At 61.6% G+C, this 13,558-nt stretch carries 17 protein-coding genes and 1 other RNA gene; 9 read left to right on the top strand and 9 right to left on the bottom strand.

The window, feature by feature from the left end; translation table 11 throughout:
- Nucleotides 1-178: 178 nt before the first annotated feature.
- Entirely contained in the window at nt 179-379 is a 201-nt protein-coding gene (locus NL154_RS21775) for a hypothetical protein (RefSeq protein WP_085776534.1), read from the top strand.
- Between the two features lie 125 nt (nt 380-504).
- Here NL154_RS21775 and NL154_RS21770 read toward each other — a convergent pair whose 3' ends face one another.
- Nucleotides 505-870: a helix-turn-helix domain-containing protein gene (locus tag NL154_RS21770; RefSeq protein WP_434733335.1), complete on the bottom strand. Its 366-nt coding sequence runs from the start codon at nt 868-870 to the stop codon at nt 505-507.
- A 380-nt stretch (nt 871-1,250) separates the two neighbouring features.
- On the opposite strand from NL154_RS21770, the gene recF reads away from it, so the two are divergent.
- Genes recF through NL154_RS21755 form a run of 3 tightly spaced genes read left to right on the top strand, consistent with a single transcriptional unit; the run spans nt 1,251 to nt 3,675 of the window.
- Nucleotides 1,251-2,375 carry a DNA replication/repair protein RecF gene (gene recF / locus NL154_RS21765; RefSeq protein WP_210629633.1) on the top strand — a complete coding sequence of 375 codons (1,125 nt, stop codon included), beginning with the start codon at nt 1,251-1,253 and terminating at the stop codon, nt 2,373-2,375.
- Nucleotides 2,372-3,205 carry a molybdopterin-synthase adenylyltransferase MoeB gene (locus NL154_RS21760; protein WP_405048799.1) on the top strand — a complete coding sequence of 278 codons (834 nt, stop codon included), beginning with the start codon at nt 2,372-2,374 and terminating at the stop codon, nt 3,203-3,205. Before recF ends, NL154_RS21760 begins: the two co-directional genes overlap by 4 nt.
- Nucleotides 3,202-3,675 carry a GNAT family N-acetyltransferase gene (locus NL154_RS21755; protein WP_434733334.1) on the top strand — a complete coding sequence of 158 codons (474 nt, stop codon included), beginning with the start codon at nt 3,202-3,204 and terminating at the stop codon, nt 3,673-3,675. The genes NL154_RS21760 and NL154_RS21755 overlap by 4 nt, the downstream gene beginning before the upstream one ends.
- A gap of 33 nt (nt 3,676-3,708) precedes the next feature.
- Here NL154_RS21755 and NL154_RS21750 read toward each other — a convergent pair whose 3' ends face one another.
- A complete protein-coding gene (locus NL154_RS21750) occupies nt 3,709-4,710 on the bottom strand; it encodes a 2-hydroxyacid dehydrogenase (protein ID WP_210629635.1) in 1,002 nt (333 codons plus the stop codon).
- 185 nt (nt 4,711-4,895) lie between these two features.
- Between NL154_RS21750 and NL154_RS21745 the strand changes: the two genes are divergently transcribed.
- Nucleotides 4,896-5,435 (top strand): SH3 domain-containing protein, encoded by a 540-nt coding sequence (locus NL154_RS21745; protein ID WP_210629636.1) that lies wholly within the window; start codon nt 4,896-4,898, stop codon nt 5,433-5,435.
- Here the strand turns inward: NL154_RS21745 and NL154_RS21740 are convergent.
- Nucleotides 5,428-6,420, bottom strand: a complete 993-nt coding sequence (locus tag NL154_RS21740; protein ID WP_221147666.1) for an adenosine kinase — start codon at nt 6,418-6,420, stop codon at nt 5,428-5,430. The genes NL154_RS21745 and NL154_RS21740 overlap by 8 nt on opposite strands.
- Before the next feature lie 524 nt (nt 6,421-6,944).
- Between NL154_RS21740 and NL154_RS21735 the strand changes: the two genes are divergently transcribed.
- Entirely contained in the window at nt 6,945-7,892 is a 948-nt protein-coding gene (locus NL154_RS21735) for an AEC family transporter (RefSeq protein ID WP_210629638.1), read from the top strand.
- A 121-nt stretch (nt 7,893-8,013) separates the two neighbouring features.
- Here NL154_RS21735 and NL154_RS21730 read toward each other — a convergent pair whose 3' ends face one another.
- Nucleotides 8,014-8,577, bottom strand: coding sequence for a c-type cytochrome (locus tag NL154_RS21730; RefSeq protein WP_434733333.1), 564 nt, complete (start codon nt 8,575-8,577; stop codon nt 8,014-8,016).
- Between the two features lie 153 nt (nt 8,578-8,730).
- Here NL154_RS21730 and NL154_RS21725 point away from each other — a divergent pair, with 153 nt between their 5' ends.
- The gene (locus NL154_RS21725; RefSeq protein WP_210629640.1) at nt 8,731-9,486 is read left to right on the top strand and encodes a 3-deoxy-manno-octulosonate cytidylyltransferase; all 756 of its coding nucleotides are present in this window, start codon (nt 8,731-8,733) and stop codon (nt 9,484-9,486) included.
- Nucleotides 9,487-9,496: 10 nt separating this feature from the next.
- A complete protein-coding gene (locus NL154_RS21720; RefSeq protein WP_434733332.1) occupies nt 9,497-10,351 on the top strand; it encodes a prephenate dehydratase in 855 nt (284 codons plus the stop codon).
- Nucleotides 10,352-10,370: 19 nt separating this feature from the next.
- On the opposite strand, the gene NL154_RS21715 is transcribed toward NL154_RS21720, so the two are convergent.
- The 5 genes from NL154_RS21715 to NL154_RS21695 form a co-directional block, all read right to left on the bottom strand.
- On the bottom strand, nt 10,371-10,739 hold the full coding sequence (locus NL154_RS21715; protein WP_210629642.1) for a VOC family protein: 369 nt from the start codon (nt 10,737-10,739) through the stop codon (nt 10,371-10,373).
- 131 nt (nt 10,740-10,870) lie between these two features.
- Nucleotides 10,871-11,131 (bottom strand): hypothetical protein, encoded by a 261-nt coding sequence (locus NL154_RS21710; protein WP_210629643.1) that lies wholly within the window; start codon nt 11,129-11,131, stop codon nt 10,871-10,873.
- Between the two features lie 142 nt (nt 11,132-11,273).
- Nucleotides 11,274-11,969: a helix-turn-helix transcriptional regulator gene (locus NL154_RS21705; RefSeq protein WP_210629644.1), complete on the bottom strand. Its 696-nt coding sequence runs from the start codon at nt 11,967-11,969 to the stop codon at nt 11,274-11,276.
- 4 nt (nt 11,970-11,973) lie between these two features.
- Entirely contained in the window at nt 11,974-12,933 is a 960-nt protein-coding gene (gene nudC / locus NL154_RS21700; protein ID WP_210629645.1) for an NAD(+) diphosphatase, read from the bottom strand.
- A complete protein-coding gene (locus NL154_RS21695) occupies nt 12,930-13,340 on the bottom strand; it encodes an HIT domain-containing protein (RefSeq protein WP_210629646.1) in 411 nt (136 codons plus the stop codon). Before NL154_RS21695 ends, nudC begins: the two co-directional genes overlap by 4 nt.
- 89 nt (nt 13,341-13,429) lie before the next feature.
- Here NL154_RS21695 and ffs point away from each other — a divergent pair.
- Nucleotides 13,430-13,526, top strand: an RNA gene (ffs, locus tag NL154_RS21690) — signal recognition particle sRNA small type.
- Nucleotides 13,527-13,558 lie beyond the last annotated feature (32 nt).

The following is a 13,558-nucleotide window of genomic DNA, read 5'->3' as shown; positions in this document are numbered from 1 at the left end:
CGATGACGCCGCTTGCAAGTTTTTAAAATGACTCCAATCTCTGCTGTCAGCGGATGACCCAGGAGCTCGGAATCGATGTCAGGGGGGTGATGCGCAGTTTCAGAGCGACAGAGCGTTTCCCGCGCGTCCAATTGGACGCAGGCGCTCTAACGGGGACCACGAAGCAAGAGTATCCATCATGGCGCCAGCCTTTTCCTCTCAGTCCGAAGATGTCGACGTTCTCGCCGGCGCCATTTACACATGGTGTGCCGAGCGCAATATCAAGCTTCGCAGCCAGCAGGGCCTTTCCATCGCCAGTATCGCGATCGACCTCTACCACGCCGGCCACCAGACGCAGGACGACCTGCTAACGGCGTTGCATGGGTGCGAGATTCACTGATTCACCAACGCGTCGCGAAATGCGTCTACCGCTGGGGACAGGCAGCCCCCCGACATCGCTCGGAGGTCATCCCTGTCTGGAGAAGTCTTGCTTCTCCCGAAGGTCAGCTAACCGCTTCAGCGGAGTCAGGCGGCGCTATCGACCGCTTCGCCGCTCATCAGTGTAAGGATTGTCTTGACCGCTTCCTTGCCTGCCGCCGAATTCAGCTTGTCGTAGCTCAGCGCAAGGGCATAGGCATCAGGGCTGAGTTCGATACGGCCGCTGAATTCCGATATATCGGTCCCCTCGAAGAGGGCGGCGATCTCGACGCCGAGAAAAACCGCGATCTGATGCAGCTTGCTGGCTGAAACCCGGTTCGTTCCCTTTTCATATTTCTGGATCTGCTGGAAAGTCAGTCCGAGTGCTTCACCGAGCTCGAGCTGGGAAACACGACGAATGGCGCGAAGCTGTCTGATGTTGCGACCAACGATGATATCGACCGGATCTGGCACTTCACCACTCTCTTATACATGAACCTTTTGTTCACCATATCGTTTTCCCGAGATAAGGCAATCCTGTAGTTGCAAAATTCAACCGGCTTTTTGCAGGCGTCACGTTACGTCAGCAAACGCCGAGAAATGCCGCAGAAGCCCTGTCATCCAGGTGATCGGAGCGCGACGACGACGGCTGTCGTCGGTAAGGACGGCCAATCTCGACGCCTCGGATTCGGTTGTATTTTTCGCGGGTTCGAGAAAACCGTACCGAAAAGTTCCGGAATTGACCGTGTTTACGATGCTCCCCGTCAAGTGGGCGCGATCCGCGCGCGAAGCTGCGCGCTTGCCATCTGCGCCGCTTCGGCTTAGCTGTCACGCTTCACGGACCCGGATACGCAATGCCGCATAAGGTTTCTCTCTCCCGTCTGAAGCTGACGGACTTCCGCAATTATGCGGCCGCGAGCCTTAGCCTCGATGGTCGGCACGCCGTGCTGACCGGAGACAATGGCGCCGGCAAGACCAATCTCATGGAGGCGGTCTCGCTGCTTTCGCCCGGCCGCGGCCTGCGCCGAGCCGCCTATGGCGACATTACCCGCGTCGGCGCGGCCGGCGGCTTTTCGATCTTCGCGGCGCTGGATGGCATGGAGGGCGAGGTCGAGATCGGAACCGGCATAGAAGCGGGTGAGGAGACCACAGCCCGCCGGCTTCGCATCAACGGCACCCCGGCAAAAACCGCCGACGAGTTGACCGATCACCTGCGTCTTCTCTGGCTGACACCGGCGATGGACGGGCTCTTCACCGGCGCCTCCTCCGACCGCCGGCGCTTTCTCGACCGGCTGGTGCTGTCGCTCGATCCGGCCCACGGCCGCCGCGCCAGCGATTTCGAGCGTGCCATGCGCAGCCGCAACAAACTGCTGGACGAGAGCCGCTTCGACCCTTCCTGGCTTGCGGGTATCGAAGAACAGATGGCAAGCCTCGGTATCGCCATGGCGCTCGCCCGCCAGGAAATGCTCGGCCTTTTGAGCCGGCTGATCGAGGAAACACTGGAGAGCTCGCCTTTCCCCTCGGCCTCACTGCAGCTCTCGGGCTTCATGGACGGCCAGTTCTCGCGCCCATCGGTCGACCTCGAGGACGACTACGCGGAGATGCTGGCCGAGAGCCGCTACCGCGATGCCGGCGCGGGGCGCACGCTGGAGGGACCGCACCGGGCTGACCTCATCGTCCACCACCGCGAAAAGGCGATGGAGGCGGCGCGTTGTTCCACCGGCGAGCAGAAAGCGCTGCTTGTCGGCCTGGTGCTTGCCCATGCACGACTCGTCGGCAATCTTACCGCCCATGCGCCGATCCTGCTGCTCGACGAAATCGCCGCGCATCTCGACGAGAACAGGCGCGCCGCGTTGTTCGACCTCATCGACGGACTGGGCGGTCAGGCCTTCATGACCGGAACGGATCGGGGAATGTTCTCGGCCCTCGGCGACAGGGCGCAGTTCTTTACGGTTGCGGACGGAAGGGTGTTCGGATGAGGGAGACAGCTTTTCCCGATGTCGCTTTTCCCGATGTCGGGGGCCATGCTACCATCGCCGCCATGGAACCTCTCAGCCCCGATGAAATCGCCCGGTATCAACGCCATATCCTGCTCCCCGAAATCGGCGGCGCAGGCCAGCAGAAACTCAAGGCCGCCCGCGTGCTGGTGATCGGCGCCGGCGGGCTCGGTGCGCCGATTCTGCAATATCTCGCCGCCGCCGGTATCGGCACGCTCGGCATCGTCGACGACGACCGGGTGTCGCTGTCCAATCTGCAGCGCCAGGTGATCCATGATTCCGGCACGATCGGCGAGCGGAAAACCGAAAGCGCCGCCTTGGCCATTGCCAGGCTCAACCCGCATGTGCGGCTCATCCGCTTCGAGGAACGCTTTTCTCGCGAGACTGCCCGGCGTCAATTGTCCGGCTTCGATCTCCTGATCGACGGCTCCGACAATTTCGATACGCGTTATGCCGCGGCCGATGCGGCGGAGGAAGCACGTATCCCACTCGTCACCGGAGCCGTCGGTCGTTTCGACGGTTCGCTGACGGTGCTAAAACCTTACGCGACGGCCGAGGACGGAGCGCCCAACCCAGGCTACCGCGACCTGTTTCCCGAGGCGCCACCGGCGGGCCTGATCCCCAGCTGCGCCGAAGCCGGCATCATCGGCGCGCTCACCGGCGTCATCGGCACGATGATGGCGATGGAGGCGATCAAGCTCGTCACCGGCGCCGGCGAGCCGCTGATCGGACGGCTGCTGCTTTACGACGCACTCTCGGCCCGGTTCGAAACCGTGCGCTACAAGCGCCGCCGCGCAAGGCAGGCCGGATGACGATTATCCGCCTTGATCGGAGCTTCACGCGCTGGGACGAGCTGCTCGCCCTCATCCTCACGGCCTTCGCTTCGATGAACGGGAGGATCGATCCGCCGTCCTCGGCGCTCAGTCTGACGGCGGAGGCGCTGGCAGCAAAGGCTGAGGCCGAGATCGGCCATGTCGTCATCGACGATGGCAAACTGACCGGCTGCCTGTTTCTGCGGCCGGAGGCCGATTGTCTCTATGTCGGCAAGCTCGCCGTTCTGCCGGCAGCGCAAGGCAAGGGCCTCGGCAGGCGTTTGCTCGCAGTTGCCGAGGAGACGGCTGCAGAACTCGGCTTTGCCGCTTTGCGGCTGGAGACACGCATCGAGCTCACCGACAATCACGCCGTCTTTGCCGCCTGGGGATTTTCCAGAAGCGCCGAAAAGGCCCATCCTGGTTTTGCCAGGACGACCTTCGTCGAGATGCGGAAGATCCTTCCTCGCTGACGCGCATCGACCGAATCCGCTCCCCGAATTAGCTCACCGGCCCGGCAGCACCCGGTTCGGCGGTCTGTGGCCGTCGATGAAGGTGCGGATATTGATGATGACCTTGTCGCCCATGTCGATCCGGCCTTCGATCGTCGCCGAACTCATATGCGGCAGCAGCACGACCTTGCCCTCATTGGCGAGCTTGACGAGCTTCGGATTGACGGCCGGCTCGTTCTCGAACACGTCGAGGCCGGCGCCGGCGATCTTGCCCTCCCTCAGGCATTTGATCAGCTGGGCTTCATCGACGACGTCACCGCGCGCTGTATTGACGAGATAGGCGGTGGGCTGCAGCAGCGCCAGGCGGCGCGCCGAAATCAGGTGAAAGGTTGCCGGTGTCGAGGGGCAGTTGATCGAGACGATGTCGACACGGGCCAGCATCTGGTCGAGGCTTTCCCAATAGGTTGCCTCCAACTCGTCCTCGACGGCTGGATTGACGCGCTTGCGATTGTGATAGTGGATCGAAAGACCAAAAGCCTTGGCGCGGCGGGCCACCGCCGTGCCGATACGCCCCATGCCGACGATGCCGATGCGCTTTCCGTGAATGCGCCGGCCGAGCATCCAGGTGGGAGACCAGCCGGCCCACTCGCCCGGCTTGTCGGTCAGGATCCGCGCCCCTTCGCCGAGTCGCCTCGGAACCGCGAGAATCAGCGCCATTGTCATATCGGCGGTGTCCTCGGTCAGGACGTTCGGCGTGTTGGTGACGGTGATGCCCTTGCGCGCCGCCGCCTCGACGTCGATGTGGTCGGTGCCGTTGGAGAAGCTGGCAATAAGCTTCATCTGCGGCCCCGCCTCTTCGATCAGGGCCGCATCGATGCGATCGGTGACCGTCGGCACCAGCACGTCGGCAGTCCGGACAGCGGCGATAAGCTCGGGAACGGAGCGCGGCGCGTCATCGATGTTCAGCTCGGCATCGAACAGCTCCCGCATTCGGGTTTCGACGGCATCCGGCAGCTTGCGGGTGATATAGACCTTCGGTTTTTTCTTCGCTGTCATGGCTGCCTGCGGTGCCTTGTTCAGAGGTCTTTAACCAAGAGGGGTGATAATTTTCCCGTTCCGGGCAATTTCTACCAGACCCGCACGCGAAGACAAACAAAACTCGTGGTGCAGCCGGGGAATGTCAAAGCCCGGACCGCGTGCAGGCCGGGCTTGCCCGCGAATTCGAGCAAACGGAAGCCTCCATGCGCAGCAAAGTCCTGAAGTCCTGCCTCGCCCTCGCGATCGCTCTGGCCGCATCCATGGGAACCTTAGAATTTGCTCATGCGCAGGCGGCCAAAGGGCCGAGCGGCCTGCCGTTGCCGCGCTTCGTCACATTGAAATCGAAGCGCGTCAACCTGCGCATCGGCCCCGGAACGGATTTCGCCGTATCGTGGATGTATCTGAAATCCGGCCTGCCGGTGGAAATCATCCAGGAATACGACAATTGGCGCCGCATCCGCGATGCCGACGGCACTGAAGGCTGGGTCAATCAGTCGCTGCTGTCAGGCCAGCGCGCGGCGATCGCCGCACCCTGGATGAAGGCGAAGGGCAAGGGCGTCTATGTCAACCTGCGCCGCGAGGCGCAGCCCTCCGCCTCGATCGTCGCCAAGCTGGAACCCGGCGTGATGCTGACGATCGGCGAATGCAACGGCGATTGGTGCCACGCAGAAACCGACGGCGCCGCAGGCTGGGTGGCGCAGTCGGAAATCTGGGGCGCCTATCCCGGCGAGGCCTTCAAATAAGCCCCGCCTGTTTGGCGGCGTCGGAAAGCGAGGTCATCGGGCGTGGGCCGATCTGCTGAATGACAATGCCGGCGGCGAGACAACCGAGCTTGCCGCAATCCTCCAGGGACCTTCCCTGCGTGTAGCCATAGAGGAAGCCGGAGGCAAACAGGTCGCCGGCGCCCGTTGTGTCAACAACTTCCCGAATCCTGATCGCATCGACGTAATAACGCTCGCGGCCCTTCAGGATGACGGCGCCGTTCTCGCTCATCGTCACGGCGGCGATCTTGCAGTCCGCGGCGATCCTGTTCAGCGCCTCTTCGAAATCGTCGGTCTGGTAAAGCGACAGCGCCTCCTGGCGATTGGCAAAGACGATATCGACCTTGCCGGAGCGCATCAGATCGAGGAACTCGCCGCGATATCGGTCGACGCAGAAACTGTCGGACAGTGTCATCGACATTTCCCGGCCGTGTTGATGGGCGATGCGGGCGCAATCGAGAATCGCCTCCTTGGCGCGCGGCGGATCCCACAGATAACCTTCGAAATAGGTGACCTTGGCATTGGCGACGACATCGGCCTCGACATCCTCAGGACCGAGTTCGACGCAGGCGCCGAGATAGGTATTCATCGAACGCTCGCCATCCTCGGTGACAAAGATCATCGAACGCGCCGTCGGCGGGAAGGTGCCCTTCGGCTTCGTCTGATAGTGGACGCCCTGGGCGCGGATGTCGTGGGTAAAGATGTCTCCGAGCTGATCTGCGGCGACATTGCCGAAATAGGCGGCCTTACCGCCGAGGTTGGCAACGCCCGCCGCCGTGTTGCCGGCGCTGCCGCCGGAGGCTTCCAGTGCCGGTCCCATGCGCGAATACAAGAGTTCGGCGCGTTCGGCGTCGATGAGGTTCATCGCCGCCTTCGTGATCTGGTTGTCAATGAGGAACTGGTCGTTGCAACGGGCGATGATATCCACGATTGCGTTGCCGACCGTCAGAACATCGAATCTTGTCATGAAATGGGGGGTCCCGGATTTGTGATAGCCGGGGTTCGGTCTTAGCGAAATTTCTGCGGTTTGGAAGGACAAATGGTGAATGGCGCATCTATTTCTTCGCAAAAGTGCCGCTTATTCGTCACGCCGCTGTCATCTTCGAAATCTACAAAAACTCGCAGGAAAACCGGCATGAGCAGCTTTCAGTTGCGGCCGGGCGCCCGAGGGATGATCCCTTCGATCTTACCGGCGCGATGCTGACCACGGATGAACTGGCAGCTTCGTGATCGGGATATCCGGCAGGGCCGGAGCGGAAAAGCGGGCTGTGCCCGCTTTTTTTGCTTTGCGGAGAGCCGAGCGCCGGAGCGGGCGGCGCTTGCCTTTTCAATTCGAACCTTTTGCTGCCAGAGCGCCGTGCATCCGTTCGGATGCAAAGGACGCTCTCACTCTTTAAATCTACGCATCGGACTTACCGAAAATCGATTCCGATTTTCGGGCCGATGCTGTAGAGGTCGGATACTCCCCTCCCCCGCAGAGCATCCTGCCTCATGTCAGCCATCATTCTCGACGTCCTCCCCATCTTCATCCTGATCCTCATCGGCTGGGTGATCGTTCGCAGCGGCCTGATGACGTCGAATGTCGGCGACGCGCTCAGCGAATTCGTCTTCAAGATCGCCGTGCCGCTGCTGCTCTTCCGCACCATCGCCGAAGCGGATTTCCACGGCGCCTCGCCTTTCCGGCTCTGGATCGTCTATTTCTCCGGCGTCGCCATCACCTGGACGGCCGGGCATATCGCCGCCACGCGGCTTTTCGGCCGCGACGAACGGATCGGCGTTCTCGCCGGGGTGTCCTCAGCCTTCGCCAACAACGTCTTCATCGGGCTGCCGCTCGTTCAGCGGACCATCGGCGACGAAGGGCTGGTGGCGTTGTCGATCCTCCTTGCCGTGCATCTGCCTGTCATGATGGTCGCTGGCACAGTGCTGATGGAACATGCGGAGCGCAAGATCGCCGGCAAAAGCGACCGCAGCATGATGTTCGTGCTTCGCCAGATCGCCATCAATCTCATACGCAATCCGCTGGTGATCGGGCTTGCGGCGGGCATGGCCATGCACCTTTCCGGCCTTACCATGACTGCAACGCTGGCGACGGTCGTCAATCAGATCGCCGGCATTGCCGGTCCGGCAGCGCTGATCTCGCTCGGGATGGCGCTGGAGAGATACGGCGTCTCCGGCAATTTCGGTATTGCCAGCGTCACCTCGAGCTTAAAGCTGCTGCTGCTGCCCGGTTGCGTCTGGGCGGCGAGCCATCTCCTCGGCCTCAACCCTGCATGGACGGCAGCGATCGTGCTGACCTCGTCGGTGCCGACAGGCGTCAACGCCTGGCTGATCGCCAACCGGTTCGGCGTCGGTCACAGCCTCGCCGCCTCGACGATCACGGTGACAACGGCTCTCGGCGCCATCACGGTCTCGCTCTGGGCCTATTTCCTCGGCGCCTGAGCATGTCACCCGAAATGCGCGGCGGTCTTGTCATAACGACGCGCGCAAAAACTCGCTCTTCGCGCAGCAAAAAGCCCGGCGCGCGGGCCGGGCTTTGAAAATCAGGCGATCATCCCGCCGTTCACTGCGTGGCCGTTTTCGGATCCGGCAGCGGCACCGGCGAATCAGCGAGCGTGTGCAGGTAGAGGATGACGTTGGCGCGATCCTGATCCTTCGCCAGACCGGCGAAGCCCATTGCGGTGCCGGGAACATCCTTCTTCGGCGCCAGCAGGAACTTGTTGAGGTTCTCGAAAGTCCACTTCTCGCTGCTACCCTTGGAGAAATCCTTCATCGCAGCGGAATAAGCGAAGCCTTCATGCGAGGCGATCGGGCGATCTACGACACCAAAGAGGTTCGGACCGACCTTGTTCGGTCCGCCTTTGGTGCCGTCATGACAGGCCTGACACTTCTTGAAGACCGCTTCACCGGCCTTGGCATCTGCAGAAGCGAGCAACTGCGCGATCGGAACGGCAGCGGCCGGCGCAGCTTCGCCACCGGCGGCCGGCGCCTCTTCGGCAACGATCGCGAAACCTTCCTTCTCCGGCGCTTCGGAATGGAAGATCCCCTCGGACGCGATGGAGACCGACATCAGAACGAAAACCGTTCCGAGCAGCGCCCCCACGGCCGTATTGACGTATGAATTCATCTGCAATGCTCCCCTTGCAGCCGGCAGACAAGAACCGGACCATCTTGAAATCGCGCGGAACCTATGTCTTTTGACTGTTCGTTGCAACTGTCTAAATGGTCTTATGCGTGAGACTTTTTGACACTTTTCAGCCCGGAATAGAAGGCCCGAACAATGCGTGATTCAAATTTCGACGACGTGCTCGTATTGATTCCGGCACGGATGGCCTCCACCCGGCTTCCGGGCAAGCCGCTCGCCGATATTTGCGGACTGCCGATGGTCGTGCAGGTGGCGATGCGCGCAAGAGAAGCCGAAATCGGCCGGGTCGTCGTCGCCGTCGACGATCCGCAGGTGTTCGATACGGTGGCCGCCGCCGGCTTCGAAGTTGTCATGACCAGCAAGGATCATCAATCCGGCTCGGACCGCATCTTCGAGGCGTTGACGAAGGTCGATCCGGACGGCAAGGCGAAGTTCATCGTCAACGTCCAGGGCGACTTGCCGACGATCGAGCCGGAAACAGTGCGGGCGGCCTTGCGCCCCCTCGAGAACGAGGCGGTCGATATCGGCACGCTGACCATCGAAATCGATAATGAGGAGGACAAGACCGCGCCGCACATCGTCAAGGTCATCGGTTCGCCGATTTCCGACACCCGCCTGCGCGGCCTCTACTTCACTCGCGCCACGGCGCCCTACGGCAAGGGGCCGCTCTACCATCATATCGGCCTCTATGCCTATCGGCGCGCGGCGCTCGAACGGTTCGTGTCGCTCGGCCCGTCGACGCTTGAAAAGCGCGAGTCGCTGGAGCAGCTGCGGGCACTGGAGGCCGGCATGCGCATCGATGCCGAGATCGTTGACACGGTTCCGCTCGGTGTCGATACTCCCGCCGACCTCGAAAAAGCGCGGCGCATCCTCTCTGCACGGCAGAACTGACAGGACGATCATGAACATCAAGACCAACAGGATCGCCTTCCAGGGCGAATTCGGCGCCAATTCCGACATGGCCTGCCGCGACATGTTTCCGACCATGGAGCCGCTGCCCTGCCAGACTTTCGAGGATGCCTTCACGGCCGTCGACAATGGCGACGCCGATATCGCAATGATCCCGATCGAGAACACCATTGCCGGACGCGTTGCCGATATCCATCATCTGCTGCCGGAATCGCGGCTGCATATCATCGGCGAATATTTCATGCCGATCCGCTTCCAGCTGATGGTGCTGCCCGGGGTCACCCAGGACGAGATCCGCACGGTGCACAGCCATATCCACGCACTCGGCCAATGCCGCAAGATCGTGCGCGCTCACGGCTGGAAGCCTGTCATCGCCGGCGATACGGCGGGGGCGGCTAAACTCGTCAAGGAAACCGGCGATCGCTCGATGGCGGCACTCGCGCCGCGCCTTGCCGCCGATCTCTATGGGCTGGCGATCGTCGCCGAGAACGTCGAGGATACCGAAAACAACGTTACCCGTTTCGTCATCCTGTCCCGCGATGAGGAATGGGCGCAACGCAGTTCGGCCGAGGAAAAGGTCGTCACCACCTTCGTCTTCAACGTTCGCAACATTCCGGCCGCGCTCTACAAGGCGCTCGGCGGATTTGCCACGAACAATATCAACATGACGAAGCTCGAAAGCTATCAGCTCGGCGGAAAATTCGTGGCGACGCAATTCTACGCCGATATCGAGGGCCATCCGAACGATCCGAACGTTCGCCGGGCATTGGAGGAGCTGCGTTTCTTCTCCGAAAAGGTGCGCATCCTCGGCGTCTACAAGGGGCATGTGATGCGAGGTCTGCTTTAACAGGCCTCGCGCTCTCTCATTATTTATCCGGCTCGCAGACGCGCAGCCGATGCCCGTCCGGGTCGAGCACCACGAAGGTCGGGCCGAAATCGAGTTCGGTCAGTTCCTGGGCAATCGGCAGGCCGCGCTGACGCCAGTCATCATATTGCCTGGCGACGGCATTTTCTCCCGCCACCATGAAGGCCACTTCGCCTCGATTGCCGATGGCGGAAGGCTGCGGCTCGACCTTGCTGCGCCGCCAGAGACCAAGGGTGAAGCCGCCATCGAGCGGGAAGGCGACGAAATTCGGCGCTTCGACGGCCGGCTCGCGGTTCAGGAGGTTCCGGTAGAAGCTGGCGCTTTCGGCAGGATCCTTGACATAGAGGATTATCAGATTGGGGCTGGTCATTTCGATTCTCCCGTTGCTGTAAGTTGGGTCTGCGAGATGTCCTGCTGCCAATTTGTGGCAGCAGGAAACGAAAGGCGCCGCGAAAGCAACGCCCCGTTCTCGTCAAGTGGATGAGCTGGACAATCAGATATTTAGAGCGGGAACCGGTCCTGGAGGCGCGGGTTGCGCCCATCCATGAAACCGAGGTCGCGCCTGCGGGAATCCGGCATGGCTTCGACATCGAGTTTCGAGCGGCTTGCCTCGGGGATCCGGAAAAGGCTCATAGCCAGGCGCAGCAGGCCGGAGCGTGCCGACTGCCGGACGTCGGCAAAAGTTTCGGCCGAAATGATATCTGCAAAACTATCGGAGGCGAAGCGATCGCCGGCCTGTTGAATGATTGGAGGCGTTACCATGATCAGTACTCCTTCCCAAGCGCATCGGCACGATGCGCAAAACCTGGATGTCACAGCCTCCTGCGTGTCCGAAGACGCGCGGCGCTGTAGTGAAGTGAGGCTGATAATAACTCTCCCTGCTGACAGTTTATGGCAGCAGCGTTCAGGTCTCCAGCGGCACGTCCTGCGTCTCGCGCCATTCCTTTAGGAGCACCGTGCGGCGACGGGGATAACGCATCTCATGGACCGCCATGTCGATGATGCGATCGGTGCGGAAATGGCGAAAATCCTGGCGCAGTTCGCACCAGGCCATGATGATGCGCACATGCTCGAAATAGCCGAGCGCGAAGGGCCAGACACGGCGGCGGGAGATACGGCCCTGCTCGTCGCCGTAATGCAGTTCGAGCACGCGCTCCAGGCGGATCGCCTTGCGGATAGCCGAAACATCAGCCCTGTCCTCGTCCTGGCGTTTGCGACCAACGAACAGTGTCGCCGAATCGACCGTTTCACGCATGTCGGCCGGCAGCACGGCGACGATCTTGGCGAGCGCATCGGCGCCGGCGCCCGCAAGGCGCGGCTCGGCGGCGCGGGCCACCCAGCGCGAACCGAGCACCAAGGCTTCCAGCTCTTCTTCGGAAAACATCATCGGCGGCAACATGAAGCCGGGCTTCAGCACATAACCGATGCCCGCTTCGCCTTCGATCATCGCCCCCTGGGCCTGCAGGCTGGCAATATCGCGATAGAGCGTGCGCAGGCTGACGCCGGTTTCCTGGGCAAGAACAGTTCCGGTCACCGGCCGCCGATAACGCCGGAGCGTCTGGAGCAGCGTCAGCAGCCGTTCCGAGCGGGCGACCGGCATCGTGTTACCGCTTCCACTCCGCCCAGTCGCGCATCAGGCGGTGGGCGATCGCCCCTTTCGGTGGAGAGGCCTTGCCCGTTGCACTCGGGCGTTCCAGCATCTCGATTGTTTCCTCGCGGGTGAACCAGCGGCAATCCTCGAGTTCCGTCTCGTCGCGTGTAATTTCGGTGGATTTGGCCTCGGCGTAACAGCCGATCATCAGCGAATGCGGCATCGGCCAGGGCTGCGAGGCGTGATAGCGGATGCGGCCGGTGCGGATGCCCGATTCCTCCAACGTTTCCCGGCGCACGGCATTCTCGATGGTTTCGCCGGGTTCGACGAAGCCGGCAAGGCAGGAATACATGCCGGGCGCAAAATGCGGGCTGCGGCCGAGCAGGCAAAGGTCGCGCGTCTCGTCGATCGTCAGCATGATGACGACGGGGTCGGTACGAGGGAAGATCATGTGTTCGCAGGCGGCGCAGACGCGCTTGTAGCCGCCGATATGAATCTCCATCGCCGCGCCGCAGCGGCCGCAGAAGCGGTTGTCGCCATTCCAGCGGATGAGGCTTGCGGCCTGGGCGAATTCGCCGAGCAAGACTTCGTCGATCAGCATCTCGCGAAACAGCGTGCGGCCGTCGGCCGGCTTGTATTGGCTGGCAAGGTCCTCGACGTCGATGCCGACGGGAACGGCAAGGCGCGGCTCGCCTGATTTGCGGTAGCCGAGCAGCACAGTCTCGTCCCAATTCGGCTGCAATTCCTGCAGTTCGTAACGGGCAAACAGCGGATCGAGCACCTGGCCGTCATGTTTCAGCACCAGCTTGTCCCGGGCAAAGGCGAAGATATGGGTACCGTCCTTTGCCAGCGCCCTTTCGACGGAATGTTCGTCGCGATGTTCGGAATCGCGATTGAGGTCGTTGGCGGCAAAGGCAGTGAGATTGCTGGGTTCCGGATGCGGCACATCCGAATCGAAAAGCGAATGGTTCATGATGAAAGGGCTTCCCGCAGCTTTGCTGTGAATTCGTCTCTCCTTGCGTCCTCGTAAGGCTCGGCGCGCTCGAAACCCCAGATGGGACCCGGCCAGTTGGCATCGCCTTCGAAGCGGGCAATGACATGAACATGAAGCTGGCGGACGATGTTGCCAAGAGCCCCTATGTTGATTTTTGTCGCGCCGGTGATGTTCTTCAAGGCCTTGGCGACAAGCTCCGTCTCGAAGGCGAGCAGCACCTGATCGAGCGGCGTCAACTCGAAAATTTCAGCAATGCCGGCCCGGCGCGGGACCAGAATGAGCCACGGCCAGCGGGCATCCTTGGATAATCTGAGATCACAGAGACCGGTGACCATGATGCTGACGCTGTCGTTTTCCAGCCGGGGGTCGAGCACAAAACCGTCCAAGGGACATTCCTCCTGTCTTTTCCTAGGACTAGCAGTTTTTTTGGATGTTGGCTTGCTTTTGATGACGATATTGCCGATATGTGCATCCGGGAGGTTGGTGGTGGACGAGCCACTCGCCAACCGGGTCAGGTCCGGAAGGAAGCAGCCCTAACGAGCCCGGCACGGGTCATCGTGCCAGCCTCCCACCTTCTCTCCACGAAATGCTCGACAATTTCGGG

It is taken from the genome of Rhizobium sp. YTUHZ044 (assembly GCF_051123975.1).
GTDB lineage: Bacteria > Pseudomonadota > Alphaproteobacteria > Rhizobiales > Rhizobiaceae > Rhizobium.
Note: the sequence above shows the minus strand (reverse complement) of the source record. Positions and strands in the feature narration are given on the sequence as shown.

What these genes read in the sequence shown, in the direction of transcription:
- NL154_RS21705 (WP_210629644.1), bottom strand. Translation starts at nt 11,969, where the DNA reads ATGCCGGTCGCCCGCTCGGAACGGCTGCTGACGCTGCTCCAGACGCTC.
- NL154_RS21775 (WP_085776534.1), top strand. Translation starts at nt 179, where the DNA reads ATGGCGCCAGCCTTTTCCTCTCAGTCCGAAGATGTCGACGTTCTCGCC.
- NL154_RS21740 (WP_221147666.1), bottom strand. Translation starts at nt 6,420, where the DNA reads ATGACAAGATTCGATGTTCTGACGGTCGGCAACGCAATCGTGGATATC.
- NL154_RS21735 (WP_210629638.1), top strand. Translation starts at nt 6,945, where the DNA reads ATGTCAGCCATCATTCTCGACGTCCTCCCCATCTTCATCCTGATCCTC.
- NL154_RS21755 (WP_434733334.1), top strand. Translation starts at nt 3,202, where the DNA reads ATGACGATTATCCGCCTTGATCGGAGCTTCACGCGCTGGGACGAGCTG.
- NL154_RS21710 (WP_210629643.1), bottom strand. Translation starts at nt 11,131, where the DNA reads ATGGTAACGCCTCCAATCATTCAACAGGCCGGCGATCGCTTCGCCTCC.
- NL154_RS21760 (WP_405048799.1), top strand. Translation starts at nt 2,372, where the DNA reads ATGAGGGAGACAGCTTTTCCCGATGTCGCTTTTCCCGATGTCGGGGGC.
- NL154_RS21720 (WP_434733332.1), top strand. Translation starts at nt 9,497, where the DNA reads ATGAACATCAAGACCAACAGGATCGCCTTCCAGGGCGAATTCGGCGCC.
- NL154_RS21745 (WP_210629636.1), top strand. Translation starts at nt 4,896, where the DNA reads ATGCGCAGCAAAGTCCTGAAGTCCTGCCTCGCCCTCGCGATCGCTCTG.
- NL154_RS21730 (WP_434733333.1), bottom strand. Translation starts at nt 8,577, where the DNA reads ATGAATTCATACGTCAATACGGCCGTGGGGGCGCTGCTCGGAACGGTT.
- NL154_RS21750 (WP_210629635.1), bottom strand. Translation starts at nt 4,710, where the DNA reads ATGACAGCGAAGAAAAAACCGAAGGTCTATATCACCCGCAAGCTGCCG.
- nudC (WP_210629645.1), bottom strand. Translation starts at nt 12,933, where the DNA reads ATGAACCATTCGCTTTTCGATTCGGATGTGCCGCATCCGGAACCCAGC.
- recF (WP_210629633.1), top strand. Translation starts at nt 1,251, where the DNA reads ATGCCGCATAAGGTTTCTCTCTCCCGTCTGAAGCTGACGGACTTCCGC.
- NL154_RS21725 (WP_210629640.1), top strand. Translation starts at nt 8,731, where the DNA reads ATGCGTGATTCAAATTTCGACGACGTGCTCGTATTGATTCCGGCACGG.
- NL154_RS21715 (WP_210629642.1), bottom strand. Translation starts at nt 10,739, where the DNA reads ATGACCAGCCCCAATCTGATAATCCTCTATGTCAAGGATCCTGCCGAA.